Here is a 21,346-nt window from a genome sequence, read left to right as displayed (position 1 = left end):
GCTATCGTTTCCAATAGTTATCCCCCACACTAAGGCAAATTCCCAGGCATTACTCACCCGTCCGCCACTCGACATCATCTAGCAAGCTAGACATGTTTCCGTTCGACTTGCATGTGTTAGGCCTGCCGCCAGCGTTCAATCTGAGCCATGATCAAACTCTTCAATTAAATTTTTTGTAAATCGTTTTTTGTTGTCGACACTCTCAATGAGTGCCCACACAGATTGTCTTGTTATAAATTGTTAAAGAACTGGCCAGCTTCTTTCTATTTCACTGGCGGCTTGAAAGTCACGTTCTGTGCCGTATCAAGCGGGATGCATATACTACCTACATCATTTTTATTGTCAAGCCAATTAATTAACTATTTTTAAATTAACTTTCTTGGCCAACTTACATTTATTTATGTTTAACAAACAACAATAAATGTAAACTTTCATGAAATTCTGTAGTCATATACTATTAGGTATCGACGTTATCTTGAAAGCGACGCGCATTGTAGCCATTTATACGATTAGATCAATAGTAATACGCAAAAAAGTTGATATATATTTCACTTAAGCGTAATTTAACATTCCTATTACAAACTCTTGTTGTGCCGATAAGATTAAAACGGAAGAGGAAAAAACATGAAATTCTCAGTACTAGCAATTAGTGTATTTATCATAAGCAACGGCTCAGCCATTGCACAGACGCAGAACACTAATGAACTAGTCAATGCCTCAGAACAATCAAGTCAATTTCTAAAACAGCAAGTCCGCAGTAGTAATTCGGTAGGCAGAGCAATTCGAACGGTTTTAGCGCGTTATCCTGAAAACACACCTGAGCTAGTTGAAATAGCATTGGATACTTATCCTGACAAGTACCGTGAGATTGTCTCGGCCGCCGTATCATCCCAGCCGGCATATATAGACGACATCCTTGAGCTTGCGCTTGCAAGGGATCTTGCGCCAGCTACTGAACTTGTGACCTTAGCTATTAATGCAGAACCTAGCTACGCAGAATATGTAGCAGAAGCCGCATGTAAATTGTCGCCAGACCAATTTAACGAAATTGTTAAGACTGCTGTATCGATGGCACCAGACTCGGCTGATCAAATAGCAAAAAGATTGGCGAAAACCTATCCAAACAAAATATTGGAGGTTTTAGTAACGACTATTCAAGAAGTTCCTTTGGTAGGTAAGTATGTTGTAGACGCACTACTGGCATTATTTCCAGTTGACTCCTCGGAGTCTGAATCAATGATCATTATATCGGTCGAACAATTGGCTAAACATCCGGAAGCACTGGAACGTTTAGTTAAAATAGCTGAACGCCGTGGTATCCAACAAGATTTAATCAGTGCCAGTGCGATGAGAGGCGGGTTAACCGATACTCAAGCGCGGCTGTACGTTGAACGACATTATATAGAACAATAAATATCTTGATGACTATGCAAGTCATCAAGATATTTACTAATTCTTATATAACAAAAAACCCGGCAACAGCCGGGTTTTTTAATTTCATTCTCTAATTCGAGATTGAATCCTATTCTGTTACTTCTACTATCTCTTCAGTAGTTTCAACAACAGGACGGTCAACTAGTTCAACGTAAGCCATTGGAGCTTTGTCACCTGTACGGAAACCACACTTCAATATACGACTATAACCACCTGGTCGTGCGCCGTAGCGCGGACCAAGTTCGTTAAACAATTTACCTACCACTTCTTTATCACCCGTTCTTGCAAAAGCAAGGCGACGATTAGCAACACTGTCTTGCTTTGCTAATGTGATTAGCGGCTCAATTACTCGACGTAGTTCTTTCGCTTTAGGCAACGTAGTCTTAATAACTTCGTGCTTAACCAAAGAACCAGCCATGTTTTTAAACATTGCTTGTCTGTGGCTGCTATTGCGATTTAACTGTCTACCACTCTTGCGATGGCGCATAGCTATATCCTTTTTTACAAATCAGTTTATCTAAAATCTGATTAATCTTTTTCAGCGATTGATTCTGGAGGCCAGTTTTCTAGGCGCATACCTAGTGACAAGCCACGAGAAGCAAGTACATCTTTAATTTCTGTAAGCGACTTCTTACCTAAGTTAGGCGTTTTAAGAAGTTCAACTTCAGTACGCTGCACTAGGTCACCAATATATTGGATAGCTTCGGCTTTCAAACAGTTAGCAGAACGAACCGTTAATTCTAAATCATCAACTGGACGAAGTAGGATTGGATCAAATTCTGGCTTTTCTTCTTTCTCAACTGGCTCTGAAATGTCACGTAATTCTACGAACGCATCTAATTGCTCAGCTAAAATAGTAGCAGCACGGCGAATCGCTTCTTCTGGATCTAAAGTACCGTTAGTTTCCATATCGATAATTAGCTTGTCTAGGTCAGTACGTTGTTCAACACGCGCTGACTCTACAGAATAAGCAATACGCTCTACTGGGCTGTATGAAGCATCAACTAATAAACGACCAATTGGACGATCATCATCTTCAGAGGAACGACGAGTTGAAGCTGGAACATAACCTCGGCCCATCTCTACTTTAATACGCATGCTAAACTCAGCTTCGCCGGTCAAAGTACAAATAACATGCTCTGGATTTACGATCTCAACGTCACCATCGTGCTGGATATCACCGGCAACAACTATACCCGCACCAGACTTAACTAATGTTAGCGTTGCTTCGGTTTTACCTTCAAGACGAACTGCTAGTCCTTTAAGGTTAAGCAAAATTTCAATTACGTCTTCTTGAACACCTTCTTTAGTGCTGTACTCATGTAACACACCATCGATTTCTACCTCAGTCACTGCACAACCTGGCATAGACGAGAGTAAAATACGGCGTAATGCGTTACCTAAAGTATGGCCGAAGCCTCGCTCTAAAGGCTCTAGTGTTACTTTTGCACGAGTAGGTGAAACATTTTCAATTTCAACTAATCTTGGCTTTAGGAATTCGGTCACTGAACCCACAATGTATCCTCTTTAGTTAATCTTTACTTAGAGTAAAGTTCGACAATCAACTGTTCGTTAATGTCCGCAGACAAATCCGTTCTTTCCGGAACGCGTTTAAAAACACCTTCCATCTTCGTATTGTCGACTTCCAACCAAGTTGGTTTTTCGCGTTGATCTGCTAATTCTAGTGCAGAAACAATACGGGCCTGTTTTTTCGCTTTTTCACGAACAGCAACCACATCTTCAGCTTTTACGTTGAATGATGGAATGTTTACTACTTTACCGTTTACTACGACAGCTTTATGGCTGACTAGTTGACGGGCTTCAGCGCGCGTGCTTGCAAAACCCATACGATACACAACGTTATCTAAACGTTGTTCAAGAAGTTGCAACAAGTTTTCACCTGTGTTGCCTTTTAGACGTGCTGCTTCTTTATAGTAGTTTCTAAACTGCTTTTCTAATACACCGTACATGCGACGTACTTTTTGCTTTTCACGCAACTGCACACCATAATCAGACAAGCGACCGCGACGGGCGCCGTGCTGACCAGGAGGAGTGTCAATTTTACACTTACTTTCAATTGCTCTTACGCCGCTTTTAAGGAACAAATCAGTTCCTTCACGACGACTTAGCTTGAGTTTTGGACCCAAATATCTAGCCATGATCTTTCTCCAACTGTCCGTCGATTAAACGCGACGTTTTTTCGGTGGACGACAACCGTTGTGAGGTATAGGCGTCACATCGGTAATATTTGTGATCTTGTAACCCGATGCATTTAATGCACGGATTGCAGACTCACGACCTGGACCTGGGCCTTTAACGAACACTTCGATGTTCTTTAAGCCGTATTCCTGAGCAGCTAATCCAGCTCTTTCAGCAGCAACCTGTGCAGCGAAAGGAGTCGATTTGCGTGAACCACGGAAACCAGATCCACCAGAAGTTGCCCACGATAGAGCATTACCCTGACGGTCAGTGATAGTCACAATTGTGTTGTTGAAAGAAGCATGGATATGAGCCATACCATCTGCAACTTGACGTTTTACGCGCTTGCGGGCGCGAGTAGGAGCTTTAGCCATTGTAACCCTCGCTTACTTTTTAATAGGTTTGCGAGGACCTTTACGGGTACGCGCATTTGTTTTAGTGCGCTGACCACGTAGAGGTAAGCTACGACGATGGCGAATACCACGGAAGCAACCTAGGTCCATCAAACGTTTAATGCTCATTGATACTTCACGGCGAAGGTCACCCTCGACTGTAAATTTAGCAACTTCTTCACGAAGTTTATCAATGATCGTTTCATCAAGATCTTTCATCTTGGTTGATTCTGATACACCTGCACCAACACATATTGCTTTCGCTCGTGTTGCGCCAATACCGAAAATTGCTTGGATAGCAATGACAGCATGTTTGTGATCAGGAATGTTAATGCCAGCGATACGGGCCATTAACAGCACTCCTTATATTTAGTGTTACTAGCCTAAAAAGCCCGATAGGATACTTACCCAGTAACAAAAATGCAAATAAAGGTTTTAAGGCTCGGGCGCTAGTACAGCAACCCGATATTAAAAACCATGTTTATACTCTAATTTAAAAGAGCTTTGGATTAACCTTGCCTTTGCTTATGCTTAGGCTCTACACAGATCACTCTAACAACGCCGTTACGTTTTATGACCTTGCAGTTACGGCAAATCCGCTTAACGGATGCACGAACTTTCATCACATCACTCCGTAAATAGCTAACTTGAAGGGTTAGGCAAATTGCCTAGCCCTTAAGATTCGCTTTCTTAAGAACATCCCCATATTGATGTGACATCAAATGAGTTTGTACCTGCGCCATAAAGTCCATTACCACCACACAAATAATGAGTAGCGATGTACCACCAAAGTAAAACGGAACGTTAAACCATAATAGTAGGAACTCGGGCACCAAACAAACAAAGGTAATATAGAGGGCACCGGCTAATGTTAAACGAGTCATCACCTTATCGATATATCGAGAGGTTTGCTCACCTGGACGAATGCCAGGAACAAAAGCGCCAGATTTCTTTAGATTATCAGCTGTTTCGCGTGGATTAAAAACTAACGCCGTATAAAAGAAGCAGAAGAAAATAATCGTTGCAGCATAAAGCATAACGTATAAAGGCTGCCCCGGAGACAATGCTAATGATACATCAGTCAAGAAAGAAAATGTTTCGTTCTGACCAACCATACCAGCAAGCGTGCCTGGGAAAAGGATGATGCTTGATGCAAAGATAGGTGGGATAACACCCGCCATATTCACCTTTAAGGGTAAATGTGAACTCTGCGCAGCAAAAACCTTGCGACCTTGTTGGCGTTTTGCATAGTTAACAACAATGCGACGTTGCGCACGTTCTACGAAAACAACCAAGTATGTCAACGCTACGATGATGGCACCGATAACTAACAAGAATAGAAGATTAATCTCACCTAGTCTTGCTTGCTCAGCAGTTTGACCAATCGCTGTTGGCAAACCGGCTACGATACCAGCGAAAATAAGTATCGAAATACCGTTTCCAATGCCGCGTTCTGTAATTTGCTCACCTAACCACATCAAAAACATGGTACCAGTAACCAAACTCACGATAGCTGTAAAATAGAAACCAATGCCAGGGTTTACTACTAAACCTTGGACCAAATTTGGCAGACCAGTAGCAATACCGACAGACTGGAAAATAGCTAACATCAAAGTAAGATACCGTGTGTATTGACTAATTTTCCGTTTGCCTGCTTCACCTTCTTTTTTCAGTTCCATCAATGGAGGGTACATATGCGAAAGCAACTGCACAATAATAGAAGCAGTAATGTAAGGCATAATCCCTAACGCTAGTACTGAAGCACGTTCAAGGGCACCACCAGAGAACATATTCATCATCTCTACTATGGTGCCTTTTTGTTGTTCAAATAATTGAGCCAACACGTTGCCATCAATACCAGGGATAGGCACATAAGAGCCCAGCCTAAACACGATAATTGCTCCAAGAACAAACAGTAAGCGGGCCTTAAGCTCGCTTAGTCCACCTTTTGCTCCTGAATCTTGTCCTGGTTTTGCCATTTAGCTTATTCCTCTACTTTACCGCCAGCCGCGTTAATCGCTTCGAGAGCACCTTTGCTAACTCGGATACCGCTTAAAGTAACAGAACGCTTAATGTCGCCACTCTTCATGACTTTTACAAACAGGATTTCTTTTTTAATAAGACCCGCTGCTTTCAAAGTTTCAAGATTAACGATATCGCCTTCCACTTTAGCAATTTCACTGAGAGTAACTTGGTCAGTTACGAACGATTTACGTGACGTAAAACCGAATTTCGGTAAACGACGTTGAAGAGGCATTTGACCACCTTCAAAACCAGGTCTAACAGTACCGCCTGAGCGAGACTTTTGACCTTTATGACCGCGACCACCAGTCTTGCCTAAGCCAGAACCGATACCGCGACCTGCGCGCTTACTTGCTTTGTTAGCTCCTTCGGCAGGAGCGAGAGTATTAAGTCTCATAGATTACTCCTCTACTATCTCAACCATGTACTGAACACGGTTGATCATGCCACGAACTGACGGAGTATCTTCCAACTCACGTACTTGTCCGATTTTACGTAACCCTAAACCAACTAACGTTGCTTTATGTTTAGGAAGACGCCCGATTGAGCTTTTAGTTTGCTTTATTTTAATCATCTTAGACATGTTCGATTACCCCAAAATATCTTTGACTGACAAACCACGTTTTGCAGCAATCTTTTCTGGTGAATTCATTTCCACTAGAGCATTGACTGTTGCACGTACAACGTTTATTGGGTTTGTAGAACCGTAGCATTTTGAAAGTACGTTCTGAACACCAGCTACTTCAAGTACTGCACGCATCGCACCACCGGCAATAATACCAGTACCTTCAGATGCAGGCTGCATGTAAACTTTAGAGCCAGAATGACGACCTTTAATTGGATGCTGTAATGTATTGCCGTTTAGATCGACGTCAACTAAGTTGCGACGAGCTTTTTCCATTGCTTTTTGGATTGCAGCAGGAACTTCACGCGCCTTACCATAACCAAAACCAACGCGACCATTGCCATCACCAACCACTGTCAAAGCTGTAAAACTAAAGATACGACCACCTTTAACAACTTTTGATACACGGTTTACAGCGATTAGCTTTTCTAACAGGTCACCCTGTTGTTGAACTTCTTGCTTAGCCATTTTAAACTCCTAGAACTGAAGGCCCGCTTCACGAGCGGCATCAGCCAGTGCTTTCACACGACCATGATATTTAAATCCACTTCTATCGAAGGCGACTTTCTTAATGCCTTTTTCGATAGCACGTTCTGCGATCGCTTTACCAATTGCCGCTGCTGCCTCTGCGTTGCCTGTGGCTTTTAAAGAACCATTAAGTTCTTTTTCCACAGTAGAAGCTGCTGCCAATACTTCAGAACCACTTGGAGCGATTAACTGAGCATAGATGTGGCGAGGTGTGCGGTTAATAACCAAGCGATGTGCACCTAACTCACTAATTTTCTTACGAGCGCGAGTAGCGCGACGTAAGCGAGCTGATTTCTTATCCATCGTATTACCTACCTACTTTTTCTTAGCTTCTTTACGACGCACAGTTTCATCTGCGTAACGAACACCTTTGCCTTTATATGGCTCTGGTGGACGGTATGCGCGGATGTTCGCTGCAACCTGACCTACGACCTGCTTATCAATGCCTTTAACAATGATTTCAGTTTGTGTAGGGGTTTCTACGGTAATGCCTTCAGGCATTTCGTAGCCGACAGGGTGTGAAAAGCCCAACGTAAGGTTGAGTTTGCTACCTTGTGCGTTCGCACGGTAACCAACACCATTAAGTTGAAGTTTCTTTTCAAAACCATCAGTTACACCAACCACCATTTGTTCTAATAATGCGCGGGCAGTGCCAGCTTGAGCCCAATGATTTGCAAACGCTTCACGAGGAAGTGCTTTCAATTGGTTCTCTACCTGGACTACTTCAACGGCCTTATTAAAGAGGCGAGTCAATGTACCTTTACTTCCTTTGACTGTGACTTCTTGGCCGGCGATTGTAATTTCTACGCCAGCTCGGATGTCGACAGGTGCTTTTGCTATACGTGACATAATTATTCCCCTGTTATGCTACATAACCGATGATCTCACCACCCATGCCCGCTTTACGCGCCGCACGGTCAGTCATCACACCTTTTGAGGTAGACACGATAGCAACCCCGAGTCCGCCCATCACTTTTGGTAACTCATCTTTTTTCTTATAGATGCGTAAACCAGGACGGCTAACTCGTTCGATTGTATCAATTACTTTTTTACCTTCGAAATACTTCAAAGTAACTTGTAATACAGGCTTTACGCCTTCAGTTACCGAAGAACCTTCGACATAACCTTCTGCTTCTAGTACTTTTGCAATAGCAACACGTACTTTAGAAGAAGGCATAGAAACCGCAACTTTAGAAGCCATTTGGCCGTTACGAATTCGGGTAAACATATCTGCTATAGGATCTTGCATGCTCATAGTCTGCTCTCCTTACCAGCTGGCTTTTTTAAGGCCAGGGACTTCACCACGCATAGCAGCTTCACGAAGCTTTATACGGGAAAGACCAAATTTGCGTAGGAACCCATGTGGACGGCCCGTGATGCGACAACGATTATGTTGGCGCGACGGAGACGAGTCACGTGGAAGTTTTTGCAGATCAAGAACAGCTTGCCAGCGCTCTTCGTCAGAAGAGTTTACGTCACTAATCACCGCTTTAATCGCTGACCGCTTCGTTGCATACTGTTTAACCAGCTTGGCACGTTTTACTTCGCGTGCCTTCATTGATTCTTTTGCCATAACCCTTACACCTTATTTTCTAAACGGGAAGCTGAACGAACTCAATAGAGCGTGCGCTTCGTCGTTAGTCTGTGCACTGGTAGTGATAGTAATATCCATACCGCGTGCTTTATCCACTTTATCGAAATCGATTTCAGGGAAGATGATTTGTTCACGAACACCCATGCTGTAGTTGCCTCGACCGTCAAATGATTTCGGGTTAAGACCACGGAAGTCACGGATACGTGGAATTGTAATTGAGATTAATCTCTCAAGGAATTCCCACATACGTTCGCCACGTAGGGTTACTTTACAGCCAATCGGATAACCTTCACGGATTTTAAAACCCGCAACAGATTTTCTAGCGACAGTAACAATTGGTTTTTGACCGGCAATCGCTGCCATTTCAGCTTGCGCTGACTCAAGAACTTTCTTGTCTGCTACCGCTTCACCTAAACCCATGTTTAGAGTGATTTTCTCAATCCGAGGGACTTGCATGACGCTTTTGTACCCGAACTGCTTCGCAAGTTCAGCTACTACTGTTTCTTTATAGAAATCATGCAGTTTCGCCATCGTACTCTCCATTTATTATACTAGGTCGCCGTTAGATTTAAAGAAACGAACTTTCTTTTCATCTTCAACACGGAAACCAACGCGATCAGCTTTACCCGTTGCTGGGTTTACTAACGCTACATTAGACACATGAATGGTTGCTTCTTTCTCAATAATACCGCCCGGCTGTTCAATCTGTGGATTGGCCTTCTGATGTTTCTTGACGATGCTAACACCTTCAACTACTAAACGGCTTTCTGACGAAAGTACTTTCAAGACTTTGCCTTGTTTTCCTTTGTCTTTACCCGCTAACACGACTACTTCATCATCACGACGAATTTTATTAGCCATTATCGTGACTCCTTATAGTACCTCTGGGGCCAATGAGATAATCTTCATGAATGAATTTCCACGAAGCTCACGAGTGACCGGGCCAAAGATACGCGTACCAATCGGTTGCTTGTTTGCGTTAAGCAAAACAGCTGCGTTGTTATCGAAACGGATGGTTGAACCATCTGCGCGACGAACGCCTTTTCTAGTACGCACCACCACTGCATTCAGAACATCACCTTTCTTAACTTTACCGCGAGGAATTGCTTCCTTGACAGTAACTTTAATGATGTCACCGATATGTGCATAACGGCGATGCGAGCCACCAAGAACCTTAATACACTGAACCCTGCGAGCTCCCGAGTTATCGGCAACATCCAGGTTAGATTGCATTTGGATCATGTTTAGTGCTCCGCTGTTAAATATTATAACTCTTTCGAGTCTCTTAGCTGCTATTTGTTCCTTGATTTCAAAAGAAATTTTAGAAAAAATAGACGACACCCCTACAAAAAGGGCGCGAAACTATAACAGAAAATAACGGTGAGCGGTAGTTTAATTTCAGATTCAACTAGGTTTATTTGTTTGCTGTAGGTGAGGTTCCTCAGCGTATGAACAACTATCTTAAGGAGATACATAAAAACACAATCGCGTTATGGATATTAGCTGATAATACGCGCTTGATTAGGTTTGGCACGCATACGATTGTGCGCTGTTTTTATAATAATCCGCAAGTACAAACTACAAGGAAAGGAAAGGAAATGAATCCATTATAGTGAGCGTTGCCTAACGATTTCATATAAACAAACACCGGTTGCCACTGACACATTCAAACTACTCACTGAGCCAGCCATAGGTAATTTGATTAACTCATCGCAATTTTCGCGTGTAAGACGACGCATGCCTTTACCCTCTGCCCCCATTACTAACGCTGTAGGGCCAACCAACTTACACGTATAAATTGACTGTTCAGCTTCGCCAGCAGTACCAACAACCCAAACACCTGCATCTTGCATGGCTTTTAAACTACGTGACAAGTTAGTGACCTGAATTAAAGGGATAGACTCAGCAGCACCACAAGCTACCTTGCGCACGATTGGTGACAATGTTGCAGATTTATCCTTGGGTACCACCACTGCATGAACGCCAGCAGCATCGGCTGTACGTAGGCAAGCGCCCAAGTTATGCGGATCTGTAACACCATCTAATACCAACAAAAGTGGTGACGCTTGGTTTTTAAGTATAACAGACAAGTCGTGCTCATCCAGAACCTTACCAGGTTTAGCTCGAGCAACAACGCCCTGATGCTGTTCACCGCTGCATTTATCATCTAGCGTTTTACGCTGGCAAAATTGAATACCTATATCATGTCGCCTAGCTTCATTAATAATGTAAGCTAGTCTTTCATCTTCTCGACCTTTCAATACAAACAATTCAATCAAACGTTCTGGCTCACGATCAATGACCGCTGTCATCGCGTGTAATCCATATATTAATTCTTGTTGCGCCATACCTACGTCCGTTTTTTATTTTTTGATGACTTTCTAACTTTCGACGCTGGCCCTGGTTTCCTTTTACCTACAGGCTTTTGCTTTGCGGTAGGTTTATCGTTTGCAGACGATGTATCTTTCGGCGCTTTGCCACCAGCATCTTTCTTACCGGCTTTTTTAGCACTGCGCTTACGAGGAGGATTTACTTTTCCTCGAGTATTGGTAACGCCATCAATCATTAAATCAATTTTTCGCTCATCCAGATTTACACCGGCGACTTTAATCTTAACTTCGTCACCTAACCTAAAGACAACACCGGAACTCTCACCAACTAAACACTGCTTTTGGTCATCATAGCGGTAGTAGTCACTTGCTAAGGAAGTAATATGAACCAATCCATCGATTTGAAATTCAGTAATACGAACAAATAACCCAAAATTGGTCACAGACGCAATAATACCCTCAAACACATCACCAACATGGTCTTGCATAAACTCACATTTCAGCCAATCAGAAACATCTCTGGTAGCATCATCTGCGCGACGCTCGGCCATCGAACATTGCTCACCAAGTTGCTCGACTTCTGCGGCGGAGTAAAACTTTCCACCGGTCTTTGATTTACGCGTATTGTGCTTATCAACAATCGCCTTTATCGCTCGATGTACTACTAAATCAGGATAGCGGCGAATAGGTGATGTAAAGTGCGCATAAGCTTCCAGTGCTAGTCCAAAGTGACCTACGTTGTCTGGCGAATAAACCGCCTGTTTCATTGAACGCAACAGCATAGTCTGGATAAGCTCTTTATCTGGCCTATGCTGAATTTTTTTCATCACACTGGTGAAATCAGCTGGCGTTGGCACCTCATTGACCGTAAATGGAATACCGATTTCGGAAAGGTAAGTCTTGAACGCGACTAAACGGTCTTCGTCAGGCTTGTCGTGTATTCGGAACAAGCCTTCTGCTTTGTTCTTTTGCAAAAACTCTGCCGCGCACACATTCGCCATAATCATGCACTCTTCAATTAGCATGTGTGCTTCATTGCGTTGTACAGCAATAATATGGGAAATTTTTCGTTGTGCATTAAAGACGAATTTACTTTCAATTGTTTCGAACTCAATAGCACCACGACCTTGTCGTGCTTTCTTTAATGCTTTGAACAAATGATTGAGATTATTTATATGTGGTACGTGTTTCTCATAGCGCTGAACTAAGGTTTCATCATGCTTAAGAATACCCCACACTTTATTGTATGTGAGCCTTGCGTGAGAGCGCATGACAGCTTCATAAAACTCGTATTCACCCAACTTACCCTCGGCAGAAATTGTCATTTCACAGACCAGACACAACCTATCAACATCTGGATTGAGTGAGCAAAGTCCGTTGGATAACACTTCTGGCAGCATTGGAATAACTTTCTCAGGAAAGTAGACAGAAGTTGCTCGATTTTGAGCTTCACTGTCCAACGCTGTTCCGGTTTTTACATAAGAGCTAACATCAGCAATAGCAACCCATAGTTGCCATGAGCCGTCTTTGTTAGGCTGACAATATACTGCGTCATCGAAATCTCTAGCATCTTCGCCATCAATCGTCATTAAGGGTAATTCACGCAAATCGATGCGATCTTTTTTCGACTGCTCTGGAACTTCTTCTGCTAAACCTTCAACTTGCTTTAAAACGCCTTTTGGCCAATTGTGTGGAATATCGAAATTGCGTAATGCCATTTCAATTTCCATCCCCGGCGCCATGTGTTCGCCAAGTACTTCTAGTATTTTACCAATCGCGTTTATTTGACGTCTCGGGCGTTGTGTAATCTCAACCACGACAACATGGCCTTGTCTTGCGCCATTTCGAACTTCTGGTGGGATCATTATTTCATGGCTAATACGGTTATCATCTGGAATAACAATAGAAACCCCTTCTTCCATAAAAAAGCGCCCTACAATGTGTTCTTTTCTTGGTTCAAGTACTCTATTGAGACGAAATTCTGCTCGACCGCGTCGGTCTACGCCGCTTTGTATACCCTCCACGATATCGTCATGCAATAAGGTTTGCATTTGGCCTTGATGGATAAATAAATCTTTTTCAGTATCAGAATGTTTTAAAAAGCCATAACCATCGCGATGGCCAATAACTCGACCTCTGATGAGTGCTTCTGCTTTTTGTACTTCATATTTTTTATCGCGAGTAAAAGCGACTTGCCCCTCACGCTCCATGGCGCGCAGTCGTCGCTGGATACCAATTCTAGCATCTTCATCTTTCGCATTGACAATATTGCAGACTTCTAAAAAGGAGAGTGACTTGTTAGCGTTGGAAAGTGTTTCGAGCAGAAACTCTCGGCTTGCTACCGGGTTTTCGTATTTTTCTTTTTCTCTTGAGTAATGCGGATCTTCTGACATTCATTCTTTTCGTTGTTAAATTCGCAAGCATTGTATCAAGCTTTGTGTTGCAAGTCTGTGACAATTATTAAAGCTTATAAATTGAGCACTAATTTAGCCTCGTTTTATTTTTTAATCAGCATAACCTATTCCCACGCCAGCCAATGCTAATTAACCATAGGTTTGCGCGCATTTCTAGCCGCTCTAGGGTGCATAAGGGATTCAAGCTCTGCCATGTAAACTGCTATACGTTGATGGGTTCGACTATCGTCACTGATGGCGTTATACAACCAATGATACAAATCCTCAAAGTCGTATGGACTGCCATAACCATCAATAAATAACTCCGCTAATTGTAATTGTGCTTTTAGATTGCCTAAAGCTGCTGCCTCACGCAAATAGATAACCGCACGTTTCTTATCTTCTTGCACTAACTTACCCACTGAATAATAACGACCCAACTGCTCTAATGCTGCTGCCAAACCTTGTGCAGCGGCTTCTCGCATATAATATATACCGCGATCTGGTTCGGCATCAACGCAAATTCCCCAAGCAAGCATATCTCCCCACAAGAATTGATATGCGGGCACATTTAGTACTTCCGCCCTAGCTTCAATATCTTGAACTAACTGACAGCGGTCAGCAACAACGCGTTGCAAATGCACATTGCTGTTAATCATTTTTATCAAGTCATCTTGACTGTATATCTGCACAGCCTGTAACTGCTGAGCTTGACTACTGCCAGTAAAAGCAAAAAGAAAAACAATAAAAATAGAAACTTTGTACACAAACACTCCAGATATTGCGATATTTTTGGCTATTCACTATCTATCGGCAATAATAACAAAAAGTAAAAAATAATTGCATTCTGCAAGTTGATCAATGCTTATGTTTATGCAGTCAAAACGTTTGTATGAAATACCTGTATTGTTGCCATACAACAATATTTTACGCTGCGATAACATAGTTATGGAGACACAAAGAATGATGTCTGTGCTTGCGAGGTTTTTTGTTAGCCTTTCCCTACAATTCTAATTCTCAGTGCTAATGAGCAACAGAGGACAGCAAATTCAAGTTGACTTATCAGTAGTAGCGGTCATTTATTCGACGATTCATGGGCACTAAATTTGTGATAGTCTGTGCCGCTGACGCAGTGTACGAGTTTAAAATGATGTTATTTAGACAATAACTACCAGAATGAACGCAGTTCGAGATACAATGTAGATGCAAAACGTTCCTATTGATAACATCTGGAACGAACATGGACCGCTTTATATCGCGCCAAAAAAAACAAATAATCTTAAAATAAGTTAATAAAGGACTTTCATGAAAGTGATTAATTGCACGGTTGAGTCAACTGAAGCGCAAACCTCAATTGTGCACAAAGTAACATTATTGCCGGAGTTCCCGCTAGAATTTTTAGCAGGTCAATACCTACAAGTAGTTATGGGTGAAAATGATAAGCGTCCCTTTTCTATTGCGAGTGCACCCAGCGAGCCTCATAAAATAGAGCTTCATATCGGTGCTGATCCCGCGAATGGTTATGCTTTCGAAGTACTAACGAAATGCAAAGACGAAGGTAAATTAGTTATTGAAGCCCCTGCAGGGAAGGCTTTTTTAAGAAATTCGACTATGCCGGCAATCATTGTCGCAGGCGGAACCGGTTATTCTTATGCAAAGGCTATTCTTTTAGATTGTATTGAAAACCAGCCCGATAGAGAACTAAAACTTTACTGGGGGGCAAAAACCATTGGGGACTTGTATGAATTTAAAGCATTAGAGGCGATGAGTCGTTCATACCCTAACTTTACTTTTATTCCTGTTGTTGAGCACGCCAATGATGATTGGCACGGGCACATTGGCTGGGTTCACAAGGCGGTACTCAAAGACATCACTGACTTGTCTGGTAAACAGGTATATACGGCGGGTCGATTTGAGATGTCAGCGACCATTAGAGATGAGTTTTGTGCGCTAGGGTTGAGCAAAGCCGACTTATTTGGCGATGCGTATGCGTTCATCTAGTTTTTTTAGAGTAGCAGGTTGAGCAAACACATAATAGTTCGCTTTATCAATATGTTAATAAAATATAAATTTGAAATCACTTTTGAGGGCGTTAAATGCGCAGATCATTTTATTCGATAAAAAAATTAAGTCGCACTGCTGCCTGTGGCGTGCTGGTTTTTTCTTCGTCACTGTTGGTTAATAACAATAATATTGCGCATGCTCAACAAACACCACCAACCTCGCTTAGTTACACTGATAGTGTGCTCTTACATCAAATAGCTAAAGAGGTATCTGCGGATAGAATCGAGCAAGACATTCGCACGCTAGTTAGTTTTGGCACAAGACACACCCTATCAGAAACGGAATCCGAAACTCGTGGTATCGGGGCTGCACGTCGTTGGATTAAAGAAGAGTTTGATAAAATTTCTACTGAGTGTGGAGGCTGTTTAGAAGTGTTCTTTCAAACTAAGGTTATATCTGGCGAAAAACGGATCCCAAATGCAACCGAAGTTGTCAGCGTTATCGCTATTCAAAAGGGCACTACCGACACAAATCGCTATGTAATGATGAGTGGCGATATTGATTCACGTGTAAGCGATGTGATGGACAGTGTATCTGACTCGCCAGGAGCCAATGATAATGCGTCGGGTGTCGCTGGCACCTTGGAAGCAGCAAGAGTGCTAAGCAAGCACTATTTTGCAGGCAGTATTGTTTATGCTGCGCTTGCAGGCGAAGAACAAGGGTTATTCGGTGGGAAAATATTAGCCGAGTATGCTAAGGCAAATAATTGGCGTTTAAAAGCGGTGTTAAACAACGACATGATCGGTAATATTGAAGGTGTAAACGGCGTTATTAATAACACCACAGCCCGAATATTCGCAGAGGGAACAAGAAATACTGAGACCGCTGATGAAGCAACTTATCGCCGATTTACCGGCGGCGAAGTTGACAGTCCAAGTAGAAACCTAGCTCGCTATATCGATTTAATGGCGGACCGCTATATACAAAACCTAGACACAATGGTGGTATATCGATTAGACCGTTTCAGACGCGGCGGACACCATCGCCCGTTCAACGATTTAGGCTATCCTGGCGTACGAATTATGGAAACTAACGAACACTATGCAAGACAGCACCAAGACTTGCGAACTGAGGATGGTGTTGTATATGGTGATACTATCGATGGTGTTAATTTTAACTATGCAGCCAAATTAACAGCCCTTAACGCGGTGTCGCTTGCTGGCATGGCTAGCGCGCCAAATCCACCGGCCGACGTCACGATCACGGGTGCAGTTCAGCCTTCAACTACCCTGAGTTGGAAACCCCATGATGATACTTTAACACCGCCTATTAATGAGCAGTTAAAGGGATACAAGATATATTGGAGATTAACTGATGCGCCACAGTGGCAGTTCAGCAAGTATGTCGGTAACGTAACCACAGCAACACTTGAGAATGTTGTTATAGATAACTACTTCTTTGGTGTTGCTAGTGTTAGCCAAGACGGCTTTGAAAGTCCGGTGGTATTTCCTGGCGCCGCAGGTGCATTCGGAGAATAATCCAAAAGTGACTGAAAACTCGTACTAACAGTAACTATGTTTTAAAGGTGGTAGAATGAGTAATACATTGTCAGTGCAAACAAACAGGTTAACTAGTGTAGTTAGCATACTTATTTATAGTAGCCAAATGAGTCAAAAAATTAAAATGATTAAAAAAAGTGCCCTACTGTTAATCTCAATTGGCTTGTTAGCATCAGCCAGTATCCAAGCACAAACCGTCAACCTGGTTGGCAATAAAGTAGCCACCTATATTGATGAACATGAAGAACTAGCCGCTCGTCAAATGGACTTAGTTACTGCTGCCTTAAATAAAGATTGGCAGGCCAACATAGTGGCAACCACCCAAGCTTGGTCTGGAAGCGGTCTAAGGTCAGGGAAGTTTGCGGGCTACATCGACCATTATTCGCTTAATGACCAAAGAGACGATTACATCTACTCCAAACCATATATGCAAGTTAACTTACACGCAGTGTCTCGTTATCAAAGAGCTGAAAATATTGTTCGCCTTGAGCAGCTTTACAGAGAGCGTGTTGGAATTGAAAATCGTTTCGCTAATACAGATCAGTTACGCGGTGAGAGAGATGTTCTGTGGGCACGGTCACCTTGGTTTTTTGACAATATAGAACAACTTGCGGAACGCCGTGTCGACTTTCTATTGATCGACAAAGCAATGGCAGATGAAATGAACCTATTGCTCAAGAGCGTCGGTGAGAAACCTATTTATGTATCCAGAGCCCCATTAATACAGGTCAATATATCGTTAGCAATGAATCGTAATTATGCAGACACAAAGGCCATTATTACTGACTTTGACAAAGGAATTGAAAGACTAAAAGCGAGTGGGAAATACTTTGAATTACTCAAACAAGACCTAGCCCGAGAGAGTCTGCTTGACGCACGCATGTATGCTGACATGTTGGTTAGATGGTAATTAAAAGATAGGTAAATAATGGGTCGAGTATCAATTTTAGAGTATACTCGACAGCATTTTTAATACCTAAATGTGACTAAGCGCAATTAGAAAAATGCTTGTAAACCCGTTTGTGCTCGACCAAGTATAAGGCCATGTATGTCATAAGTACCCTCATAAGTGTTGACTGTTTCTAGGTTGATCATATGGCGAATAACGTGAAACTCATCACTAATACCGTTACCACCATGCATATCACGAGCTTTACGAGCAATGTCCAACGACTTTGCACAATTATTACGCTTAACCATCGAAATCATCGCTGGGTCATATTGCTTTTCATCAATTAATCGCCCTACTCGCAATGAAGCTTGCAAGCCGAGTGTAATTTCTGTTTGCATGTCCGCAAGTTTGGTTTGAAACAATTGTGTTTGCGCAAGTGGCTTATTAAATTGTTTTCGATCGAGACCATATTGTCTTGCCGCATGCCAACAAAACTCAGCTGCGCCCAAAGCCCCCCAAGAAATGCCATACCTTGCCATATTTAAGCAACTGAAGGGTCCCTTCAAGCCAGACACCTTAGGCAGAATATGTTGCTCCGTCACAAACACATTCTGCATGACTATTTCACCAGTAATAGACGCTTTTAATGATTGTTTACCTTCGATTTTAGGCGCTGATAAACCTTCCATGCCTTTGTCTAAAATGAATCCATAAATCTTGCCATCCTCTTGTTTCTTTGCCCAAACCACGAAGACATCAGCTATTGGTGAATTTGTGATCCACATTTTACTGCCTGAAAGTAAATATCCGCCATCAACCTTCTTAGCAAGGCTTTTCATAGAGGCGGGGTCGGACCCAGCATCAGGCTCGGTTAGTCCAAAACAACCAATCCATTCGCCCGTTGCTAGCTTGGGTAAATATTTTTGCTTTTGTTGCTCATTCCCAAATAGGTTAATAGGATGCATAACTAAAGACGATTGCACACTCATTGCACTGCGATAACCGCTGTCTACGCGTTCAATTTCGCGCGCTACTAAGCCATAACTAACGTAATTGATGCCCGCACAGCCGTAACCTTGTATGGTCGACCCTAACAGACCAGCCTCTCCCATCTTTAACATAATTGAGGGGTCAAACTTTTCATGACGGTTTGCCATTAATATACCAGGCATAAGTTGAGTTTGGGCGAACTCATAAGCAGCTTGTTGAATAAGCTTTTCATCTTCAGTTAACTGATTATTAAGTAAAAGTAAGTCATTCCAATGGCTCAACATAATTGTTTACCTTGTATTTGTGGTTTTAGCTATTTCTGACAGCTTAGATTTAGCTAATAACATAGCTCCATCTTGAGCTGGTCGTTGCATTAACTGCACAGCTCGCCCCAGCTTCTTTTCTAACAAAGGTTGGTAACTTTTGGCTATGCCACCGGTCATGAATATTGGCAGCCCGTAGTGAAGCGAATTTAAGGTTAATACTGAGTACAAATAATCTACCCCTTGGCTGACAAGTGTATTGGCTGAGCTATTTCCAGCGCGTTGCAGATTAATGATACATGGCGCGAGCTGCGCATAGTCTGAAGCGAGTTTTGATTTAAAATGATTTAAAATATAATCGACATTGGCATTGTGTTCGTTATTCATAAACGTTTTTTCATTATTCAAACCAATGGCATGTGATATTGCCTTACAGAATTGTTGGTCATTTATAAGGTTATCATTACTTTTCAACAATAGTTGTATCGCACTCAAGCCTAACCAAGCGCCACTGGCCTCGTCACCATGAATAAATCCATGGCCACCATACTGAGTAACTTGAGCATTCTGATAATGTGCAATTGATGAGCCCGTGCCGGTAATCAGAATGACACAATCTTGACCATTGTTAGCGGCTGCGCAGCTTGCATGCAGATCACTCGTCATAAATACATGTTTATAGGGCGAAGCCCATGTTGCGAGACTCAATTGTGCTTGATTTGTTTGACCACCAGCACAACCGGCACCAACAATAAGCGCTTTTTTGTCGATAGGTATATTCGACGCATTAATAGCTAAGTCGATTGCAAGGTCAATTTGTTGCATCGCTGCAGCGAAATCACTAAAAACGTTCGCCCCCCCTGCTTTGCCAGTACCGATGGAATTCCCCTCATTATCATACAACGAGGCTCTCGAATGAGTGCCTCCCGCATCGATGCCAATAAAGTAGTCCATTATATAAGCTTCCTAGGCACTCTTTTTGATACACGCGTCATTAGCTCATAGCCAATTGTGCCAACCTGCTTAGCAATCACATTAATGGCTAGGTTGTTACCCCATAATTCTACTTTTGTACCTATTTCTACCTTTTCGATATTGCTTACATCAAAGGTCAACATGTCCATCGAAACTCTCCCTACTAATTCACCAACAACGCCATCGAATAAAGCAGGCGTGCCAATTGGTGCATGGCGTGGGTAACCATCTGCATAGCCTATCGCTACCGTGGCAATAACCGAACGTTTGCTTGCTGTCCATGTTGCTCCATAACCAACTGACTCTCCGGCAGCTATTTCTCGCAACGCAATGACTTCGCTGTTTAACTGCATAACTGGTTTAAGAGAAATCGACATTTCATTATTTTCAAAGGGCGAACTCCCATACAAGGATATGCCTATTCTATTCCATGTTTTTGCAGACTCAGGTAAACAGATATTAGCGGCCGAATTGGCAATAGATAAACAACTGTGCCGGTCGGCCATCACACTCAGGAATTGATTGACTGCTGTTGAAGACGCTTTATTCTCAGGTTCGTCTGCCGTTGCTAGGTGAGTTGCCATCACCGTTGTAGGATGAAATATATGTGTATAATCTGCGTTCAAACGGTCGTAGTCCTCAAGCATTAAACCTAAACGGTGCATGCCTGTATCAAACTTAACCCAATGGTGAAGATTACTAATCTCGTTATTTTGTATACGTTTATTTATCCAATTCAGCTGTTGCTCAACATGCAGCATCCAGACTATGTTAAGTGTTTTTGTTAGCTCACACTCGCGTTCTTCATGTGGGCCTTGAAGGACAAGAATTGGCTGTGTTATGCCTGCATCTCTTAATTCAAAGACCTCATCGATAAACGCGACCGCAAACATATCAGCCTGACTTTGCAAACATTTGGCAACAGTGACAGCACCATTACCATAGGCATCGGCTTTTACAACAACGACTTGTTTGCTGCTTGGCGAGAAACGACTCATTGCCATGAAATTGTATTTAAGCGCATTAAGGTCGATTGTTGCGTGGGTGTATCTAGCCAAAAAGAAGCTCCTTATTAATAAGTACGTCGATAGTAAACTAGTGAAACTTGTTTTTCATCATGATTAATGGGTTAATGACAACATAAAT

At 42.5% G+C, this 21,346-nt stretch carries 27 protein-coding genes and 1 rRNA gene; 4 read left to right on the top strand and 24 right to left on the bottom strand.

What is annotated here, in order from left to right:
• Positions 1-167, bottom strand: a 16S ribosomal RNA gene (locus G399_RS0101605); the annotation flags it as partial.
• 457 nt (positions 168-624) lie between these two features.
• Between G399_RS0101605 and G399_RS0101600 the strand changes: the two genes are divergently transcribed.
• On the top strand, positions 625-1,413 hold the full coding sequence (locus G399_RS0101600) for a hypothetical protein (protein WP_006011587.1): 789 nt from the start codon (positions 625-627) through the stop codon (positions 1,411-1,413).
• 109 nt (positions 1,414-1,522) lie between these two features.
• On the opposite strand, the gene rplQ is transcribed toward G399_RS0101600, so the two are convergent.
• The 20 genes from rplQ to G399_RS0101500 form a co-directional block, all read right to left on the bottom strand.
• Complete coding sequence (gene rplQ / locus G399_RS0101595) at positions 1,523-1,921, bottom strand: 50S ribosomal protein L17 (protein WP_006011589.1); 399 nt, start codon at positions 1,919-1,921, stop codon at positions 1,523-1,525.
• A 41-nt stretch (positions 1,922-1,962) separates the two neighbouring features.
• Entirely contained in the window at positions 1,963-2,952 is a 990-nt protein-coding gene (locus G399_RS0101590; RefSeq protein ID WP_026843352.1) for a DNA-directed RNA polymerase subunit alpha, read from the bottom strand.
• Between the two features lie 20 nt (positions 2,953-2,972).
• A complete protein-coding gene (gene rpsD / locus G399_RS0101585; RefSeq protein WP_006011592.1) occupies positions 2,973-3,593 on the bottom strand; it encodes a 30S ribosomal protein S4 in 621 nt (206 codons plus the stop codon).
• Between the two features lie 24 nt (positions 3,594-3,617).
• On the bottom strand, positions 3,618-4,007 hold the full coding sequence (gene rpsK, locus G399_RS0101580) for a 30S ribosomal protein S11 (RefSeq protein ID WP_006011593.1): 390 nt from the start codon (positions 4,005-4,007) through the stop codon (positions 3,618-3,620).
• 12 nt (positions 4,008-4,019) lie between these two features.
• Positions 4,020-4,376, bottom strand: a complete 357-nt coding sequence (rpsM, locus tag G399_RS0101575; RefSeq protein ID WP_006011594.1) for a 30S ribosomal protein S13 — start codon at positions 4,374-4,376, stop codon at positions 4,020-4,022.
• 158 nt (positions 4,377-4,534) lie between these two features.
• Entirely contained in the window at positions 4,535-4,648 is a 114-nt protein-coding gene (gene rpmJ, locus G399_RS21435) for a 50S ribosomal protein L36 (RefSeq protein WP_081585804.1), read from the bottom strand.
• 45 nt (positions 4,649-4,693) lie between these two features.
• Positions 4,694-6,004: a preprotein translocase subunit SecY gene (secY, locus tag G399_RS0101570; RefSeq protein WP_006011595.1), complete on the bottom strand. Its 1,311-nt coding sequence runs from the start codon at positions 6,002-6,004 to the stop codon at positions 4,694-4,696.
• A 5-nt stretch (positions 6,005-6,009) separates the two neighbouring features.
• A complete protein-coding gene (gene rplO / locus G399_RS0101565; protein ID WP_006011596.1) occupies positions 6,010-6,444 on the bottom strand; it encodes a 50S ribosomal protein L15 in 435 nt (144 codons plus the stop codon).
• Positions 6,445-6,447: 3 nt separating this feature from the next.
• Positions 6,448-6,630: a 50S ribosomal protein L30 gene (rpmD, locus tag G399_RS0101560; RefSeq protein ID WP_006011599.1), complete on the bottom strand. Its 183-nt coding sequence runs from the start codon at positions 6,628-6,630 to the stop codon at positions 6,448-6,450.
• A gap of 6 nt (positions 6,631-6,636) precedes the next feature.
• Positions 6,637-7,140, bottom strand: coding sequence for a 30S ribosomal protein S5 (gene rpsE, locus G399_RS0101555; RefSeq protein ID WP_006011602.1), 504 nt, complete (start codon positions 7,138-7,140; stop codon positions 6,637-6,639).
• A 9-nt stretch (positions 7,141-7,149) separates the two neighbouring features.
• Positions 7,150-7,503: a 50S ribosomal protein L18 gene (rplR, locus tag G399_RS0101550; protein ID WP_006011604.1), complete on the bottom strand. Its 354-nt coding sequence runs from the start codon at positions 7,501-7,503 to the stop codon at positions 7,150-7,152.
• Between the two features lie 12 nt (positions 7,504-7,515).
• A complete protein-coding gene (gene rplF, locus G399_RS0101545; protein WP_006011606.1) occupies positions 7,516-8,049 on the bottom strand; it encodes a 50S ribosomal protein L6 in 534 nt (177 codons plus the stop codon).
• Positions 8,050-8,062: 13 nt separating this feature from the next.
• Positions 8,063-8,455, bottom strand: coding sequence for a 30S ribosomal protein S8 (gene rpsH / locus G399_RS0101540; protein WP_006011607.1), 393 nt, complete (start codon positions 8,453-8,455; stop codon positions 8,063-8,065).
• Positions 8,456-8,467: 12 nt separating this feature from the next.
• Positions 8,468-8,773: a 30S ribosomal protein S14 gene (rpsN, locus tag G399_RS0101535; RefSeq protein ID WP_006011608.1), complete on the bottom strand. Its 306-nt coding sequence runs from the start codon at positions 8,771-8,773 to the stop codon at positions 8,468-8,470.
• A 12-nt stretch (positions 8,774-8,785) separates the two neighbouring features.
• Complete coding sequence (rplE, locus tag G399_RS0101530) at positions 8,786-9,325, bottom strand: 50S ribosomal protein L5 (protein ID WP_006011609.1); 540 nt, start codon at positions 9,323-9,325, stop codon at positions 8,786-8,788.
• 15 nt (positions 9,326-9,340) lie between these two features.
• The gene (rplX, locus tag G399_RS0101525) at positions 9,341-9,655 is read right to left on the bottom strand and encodes a 50S ribosomal protein L24 (protein ID WP_006011610.1); all 315 of its coding nucleotides are present in this window, start codon (positions 9,653-9,655) and stop codon (positions 9,341-9,343) included.
• Positions 9,656-9,667: 12 nt separating this feature from the next.
• Positions 9,668-10,036: a 50S ribosomal protein L14 gene (rplN, locus tag G399_RS0101520; protein WP_006011611.1), complete on the bottom strand. Its 369-nt coding sequence runs from the start codon at positions 10,034-10,036 to the stop codon at positions 9,668-9,670.
• A gap of 365 nt (positions 10,037-10,401) precedes the next feature.
• Positions 10,402-11,142, bottom strand: coding sequence for a 23S rRNA (guanosine(2251)-2'-O)-methyltransferase RlmB (gene rlmB, locus G399_RS0101510; protein ID WP_006011612.1), 741 nt, complete (start codon positions 11,140-11,142; stop codon positions 10,402-10,404).
• A 2-nt stretch (positions 11,143-11,144) separates the two neighbouring features.
• Positions 11,145-13,517: a ribonuclease R gene (gene rnr, locus G399_RS0101505; protein ID WP_006011613.1), complete on the bottom strand. Its 2,373-nt coding sequence runs from the start codon at positions 13,515-13,517 to the stop codon at positions 11,145-11,147.
• A gap of 146 nt (positions 13,518-13,663) precedes the next feature.
• On the bottom strand, positions 13,664-14,284 hold the full coding sequence (locus tag G399_RS0101500) for a tetratricopeptide repeat protein (RefSeq protein ID WP_006011615.1): 621 nt from the start codon (positions 14,282-14,284) through the stop codon (positions 13,664-13,666).
• Between the two features lie 538 nt (positions 14,285-14,822).
• Between G399_RS0101500 and fre the strand changes: the two genes are divergently transcribed.
• From fre to G399_RS0101485, 3 genes are all read left to right on the top strand, one after another.
• A complete protein-coding gene (gene fre, locus G399_RS0101495) occupies positions 14,823-15,518 on the top strand; it encodes an NAD(P)H-flavin reductase (protein WP_006011619.1) in 696 nt (231 codons plus the stop codon).
• A gap of 95 nt (positions 15,519-15,613) precedes the next feature.
• Entirely contained in the window at positions 15,614-17,059 is a 1,446-nt protein-coding gene (locus tag G399_RS0101490; protein WP_006011621.1) for a M28 family metallopeptidase, read from the top strand.
• A 127-nt stretch (positions 17,060-17,186) separates the two neighbouring features.
• Positions 17,187-17,990, top strand: a complete 804-nt coding sequence (locus G399_RS0101485) for a substrate-binding periplasmic protein (protein ID WP_148277410.1) — start codon at positions 17,187-17,189, stop codon at positions 17,988-17,990.
• An 86-nt stretch (positions 17,991-18,076) separates the two neighbouring features.
• Here G399_RS0101485 and G399_RS0101480 read toward each other — a convergent pair whose 3' ends face one another.
• Genes G399_RS0101480 through alr form a run of 3 tightly spaced genes read right to left on the bottom strand, consistent with a single transcriptional unit; the run spans position 18,077 to position 21,258 of the window.
• On the bottom strand, positions 18,077-19,246 hold the full coding sequence (locus G399_RS0101480) for an acyl-CoA dehydrogenase (protein WP_006011623.1): 1,170 nt from the start codon (positions 19,244-19,246) through the stop codon (positions 18,077-18,079).
• A 6-nt stretch (positions 19,247-19,252) separates the two neighbouring features.
• Complete coding sequence (locus G399_RS0101475; RefSeq protein ID WP_006011624.1) at positions 19,253-20,179, bottom strand: glucosamine kinase nucleotide-binding domain-containing protein; 927 nt, start codon at positions 20,177-20,179, stop codon at positions 19,253-19,255.
• Positions 20,179-21,258: an alanine racemase gene (gene alr, locus G399_RS0101470; protein ID WP_006011625.1), complete on the bottom strand. Its 1,080-nt coding sequence runs from the start codon at positions 21,256-21,258 to the stop codon at positions 20,179-20,181. Before alr ends, G399_RS0101475 begins: the two co-directional genes overlap by 1 nt.
• Positions 21,259-21,346 lie beyond the last annotated feature (88 nt).

Source organism: Brumicola pallidula DSM 14239 = ACAM 615 (assembly GCF_000428905.1).
Lineage (GTDB): Bacteria > Pseudomonadota > Gammaproteobacteria > Enterobacterales > Alteromonadaceae > Glaciecola > Glaciecola pallidula.
Note: the sequence above shows the minus strand (reverse complement) of the source record. Positions and strands in the feature narration are given on the sequence as shown.

Coding starts and splice junctions, on each gene's coding strand:
- G399_RS0101600 (WP_006011587.1), top strand. CDS start 625: ATGAAATTCTCAGTACTAGCAATTAGTGTATTTATCATAAGCAACGGC.
- rplQ (WP_006011589.1), bottom strand. CDS start 1,921: ATGCGCCATCGCAAGAGTGGTAGACAGTTAAATCGCAATAGCAGCCAC.
- rpsD (WP_006011592.1), bottom strand. CDS start 3,593: ATGGCTAGATATTTGGGTCCAAAACTCAAGCTAAGTCGTCGTGAAGGA.
- rpsK (WP_006011593.1), bottom strand. CDS start 4,007: ATGGCTAAAGCTCCTACTCGCGCCCGCAAGCGCGTAAAACGTCAAGTT.
- rpsM (WP_006011594.1), bottom strand. CDS start 4,376: ATGGCCCGTATCGCTGGCATTAACATTCCTGATCACAAACATGCTGTC.
- rpmJ (WP_081585804.1), bottom strand. CDS start 4,648: ATGAAAGTTCGTGCATCCGTTAAGCGGATTTGCCGTAACTGCAAGGTC.
- secY (WP_006011595.1), bottom strand. CDS start 6,004: ATGGCAAAACCAGGACAAGATTCAGGAGCAAAAGGTGGACTAAGCGAG.
- rplO (WP_006011596.1), bottom strand. CDS start 6,444: ATGAGACTTAATACTCTCGCTCCTGCCGAAGGAGCTAACAAAGCAAGT.
- rpmD (WP_006011599.1), bottom strand. CDS start 6,630: ATGTCTAAGATGATTAAAATAAAGCAAACTAAAAGCTCAATCGGGCGT.
- rpsE (WP_006011602.1), bottom strand. CDS start 7,140: ATGGCTAAGCAAGAAGTTCAACAACAGGGTGACCTGTTAGAAAAGCTA.
- rplR (WP_006011604.1), bottom strand. CDS start 7,503: ATGGATAAGAAATCAGCTCGCTTACGTCGCGCTACTCGCGCTCGTAAG.
- rplF (WP_006011606.1), bottom strand. CDS start 8,049: ATGTCACGTATAGCAAAAGCACCTGTCGACATCCGAGCTGGCGTAGAA.
- rpsH (WP_006011607.1), bottom strand. CDS start 8,455: ATGAGCATGCAAGATCCTATAGCAGATATGTTTACCCGAATTCGTAAC.
- rpsN (WP_006011608.1), bottom strand. CDS start 8,773: ATGGCAAAAGAATCAATGAAGGCACGCGAAGTAAAACGTGCCAAGCTG.
- rplE (WP_006011609.1), bottom strand. CDS start 9,325: ATGGCGAAACTGCATGATTTCTATAAAGAAACAGTAGTAGCTGAACTT.
- rplX (WP_006011610.1), bottom strand. CDS start 9,655: ATGGCTAATAAAATTCGTCGTGATGATGAAGTAGTCGTGTTAGCGGGT.
- rplN (WP_006011611.1), bottom strand. CDS start 10,036: ATGATCCAAATGCAATCTAACCTGGATGTTGCCGATAACTCGGGAGCT.
- rlmB (WP_006011612.1), bottom strand. CDS start 11,142: ATGGCGCAACAAGAATTAATATATGGATTACACGCGATGACAGCGGTC.
- rnr (WP_006011613.1), bottom strand. CDS start 13,517: ATGTCAGAAGATCCGCATTACTCAAGAGAAAAAGAAAAATACGAAAAC.
- fre (WP_006011619.1), top strand. CDS start 14,823: ATGAAAGTGATTAATTGCACGGTTGAGTCAACTGAAGCGCAAACCTCA.
- G399_RS0101490 (WP_006011621.1), top strand. CDS start 15,614: ATGCGCAGATCATTTTATTCGATAAAAAAATTAAGTCGCACTGCTGCC.
- G399_RS0101485 (WP_148277410.1), top strand. CDS start 17,187: ATGAGTCAAAAAATTAAAATGATTAAAAAAAGTGCCCTACTGTTAATC.
- G399_RS0101480 (WP_006011623.1), bottom strand. CDS start 19,246: ATGTTGAGCCATTGGAATGACTTACTTTTACTTAATAATCAGTTAACT.
- G399_RS0101475 (WP_006011624.1), bottom strand. CDS start 20,179: ATGGACTACTTTATTGGCATCGATGCGGGAGGCACTCATTCGAGAGCC.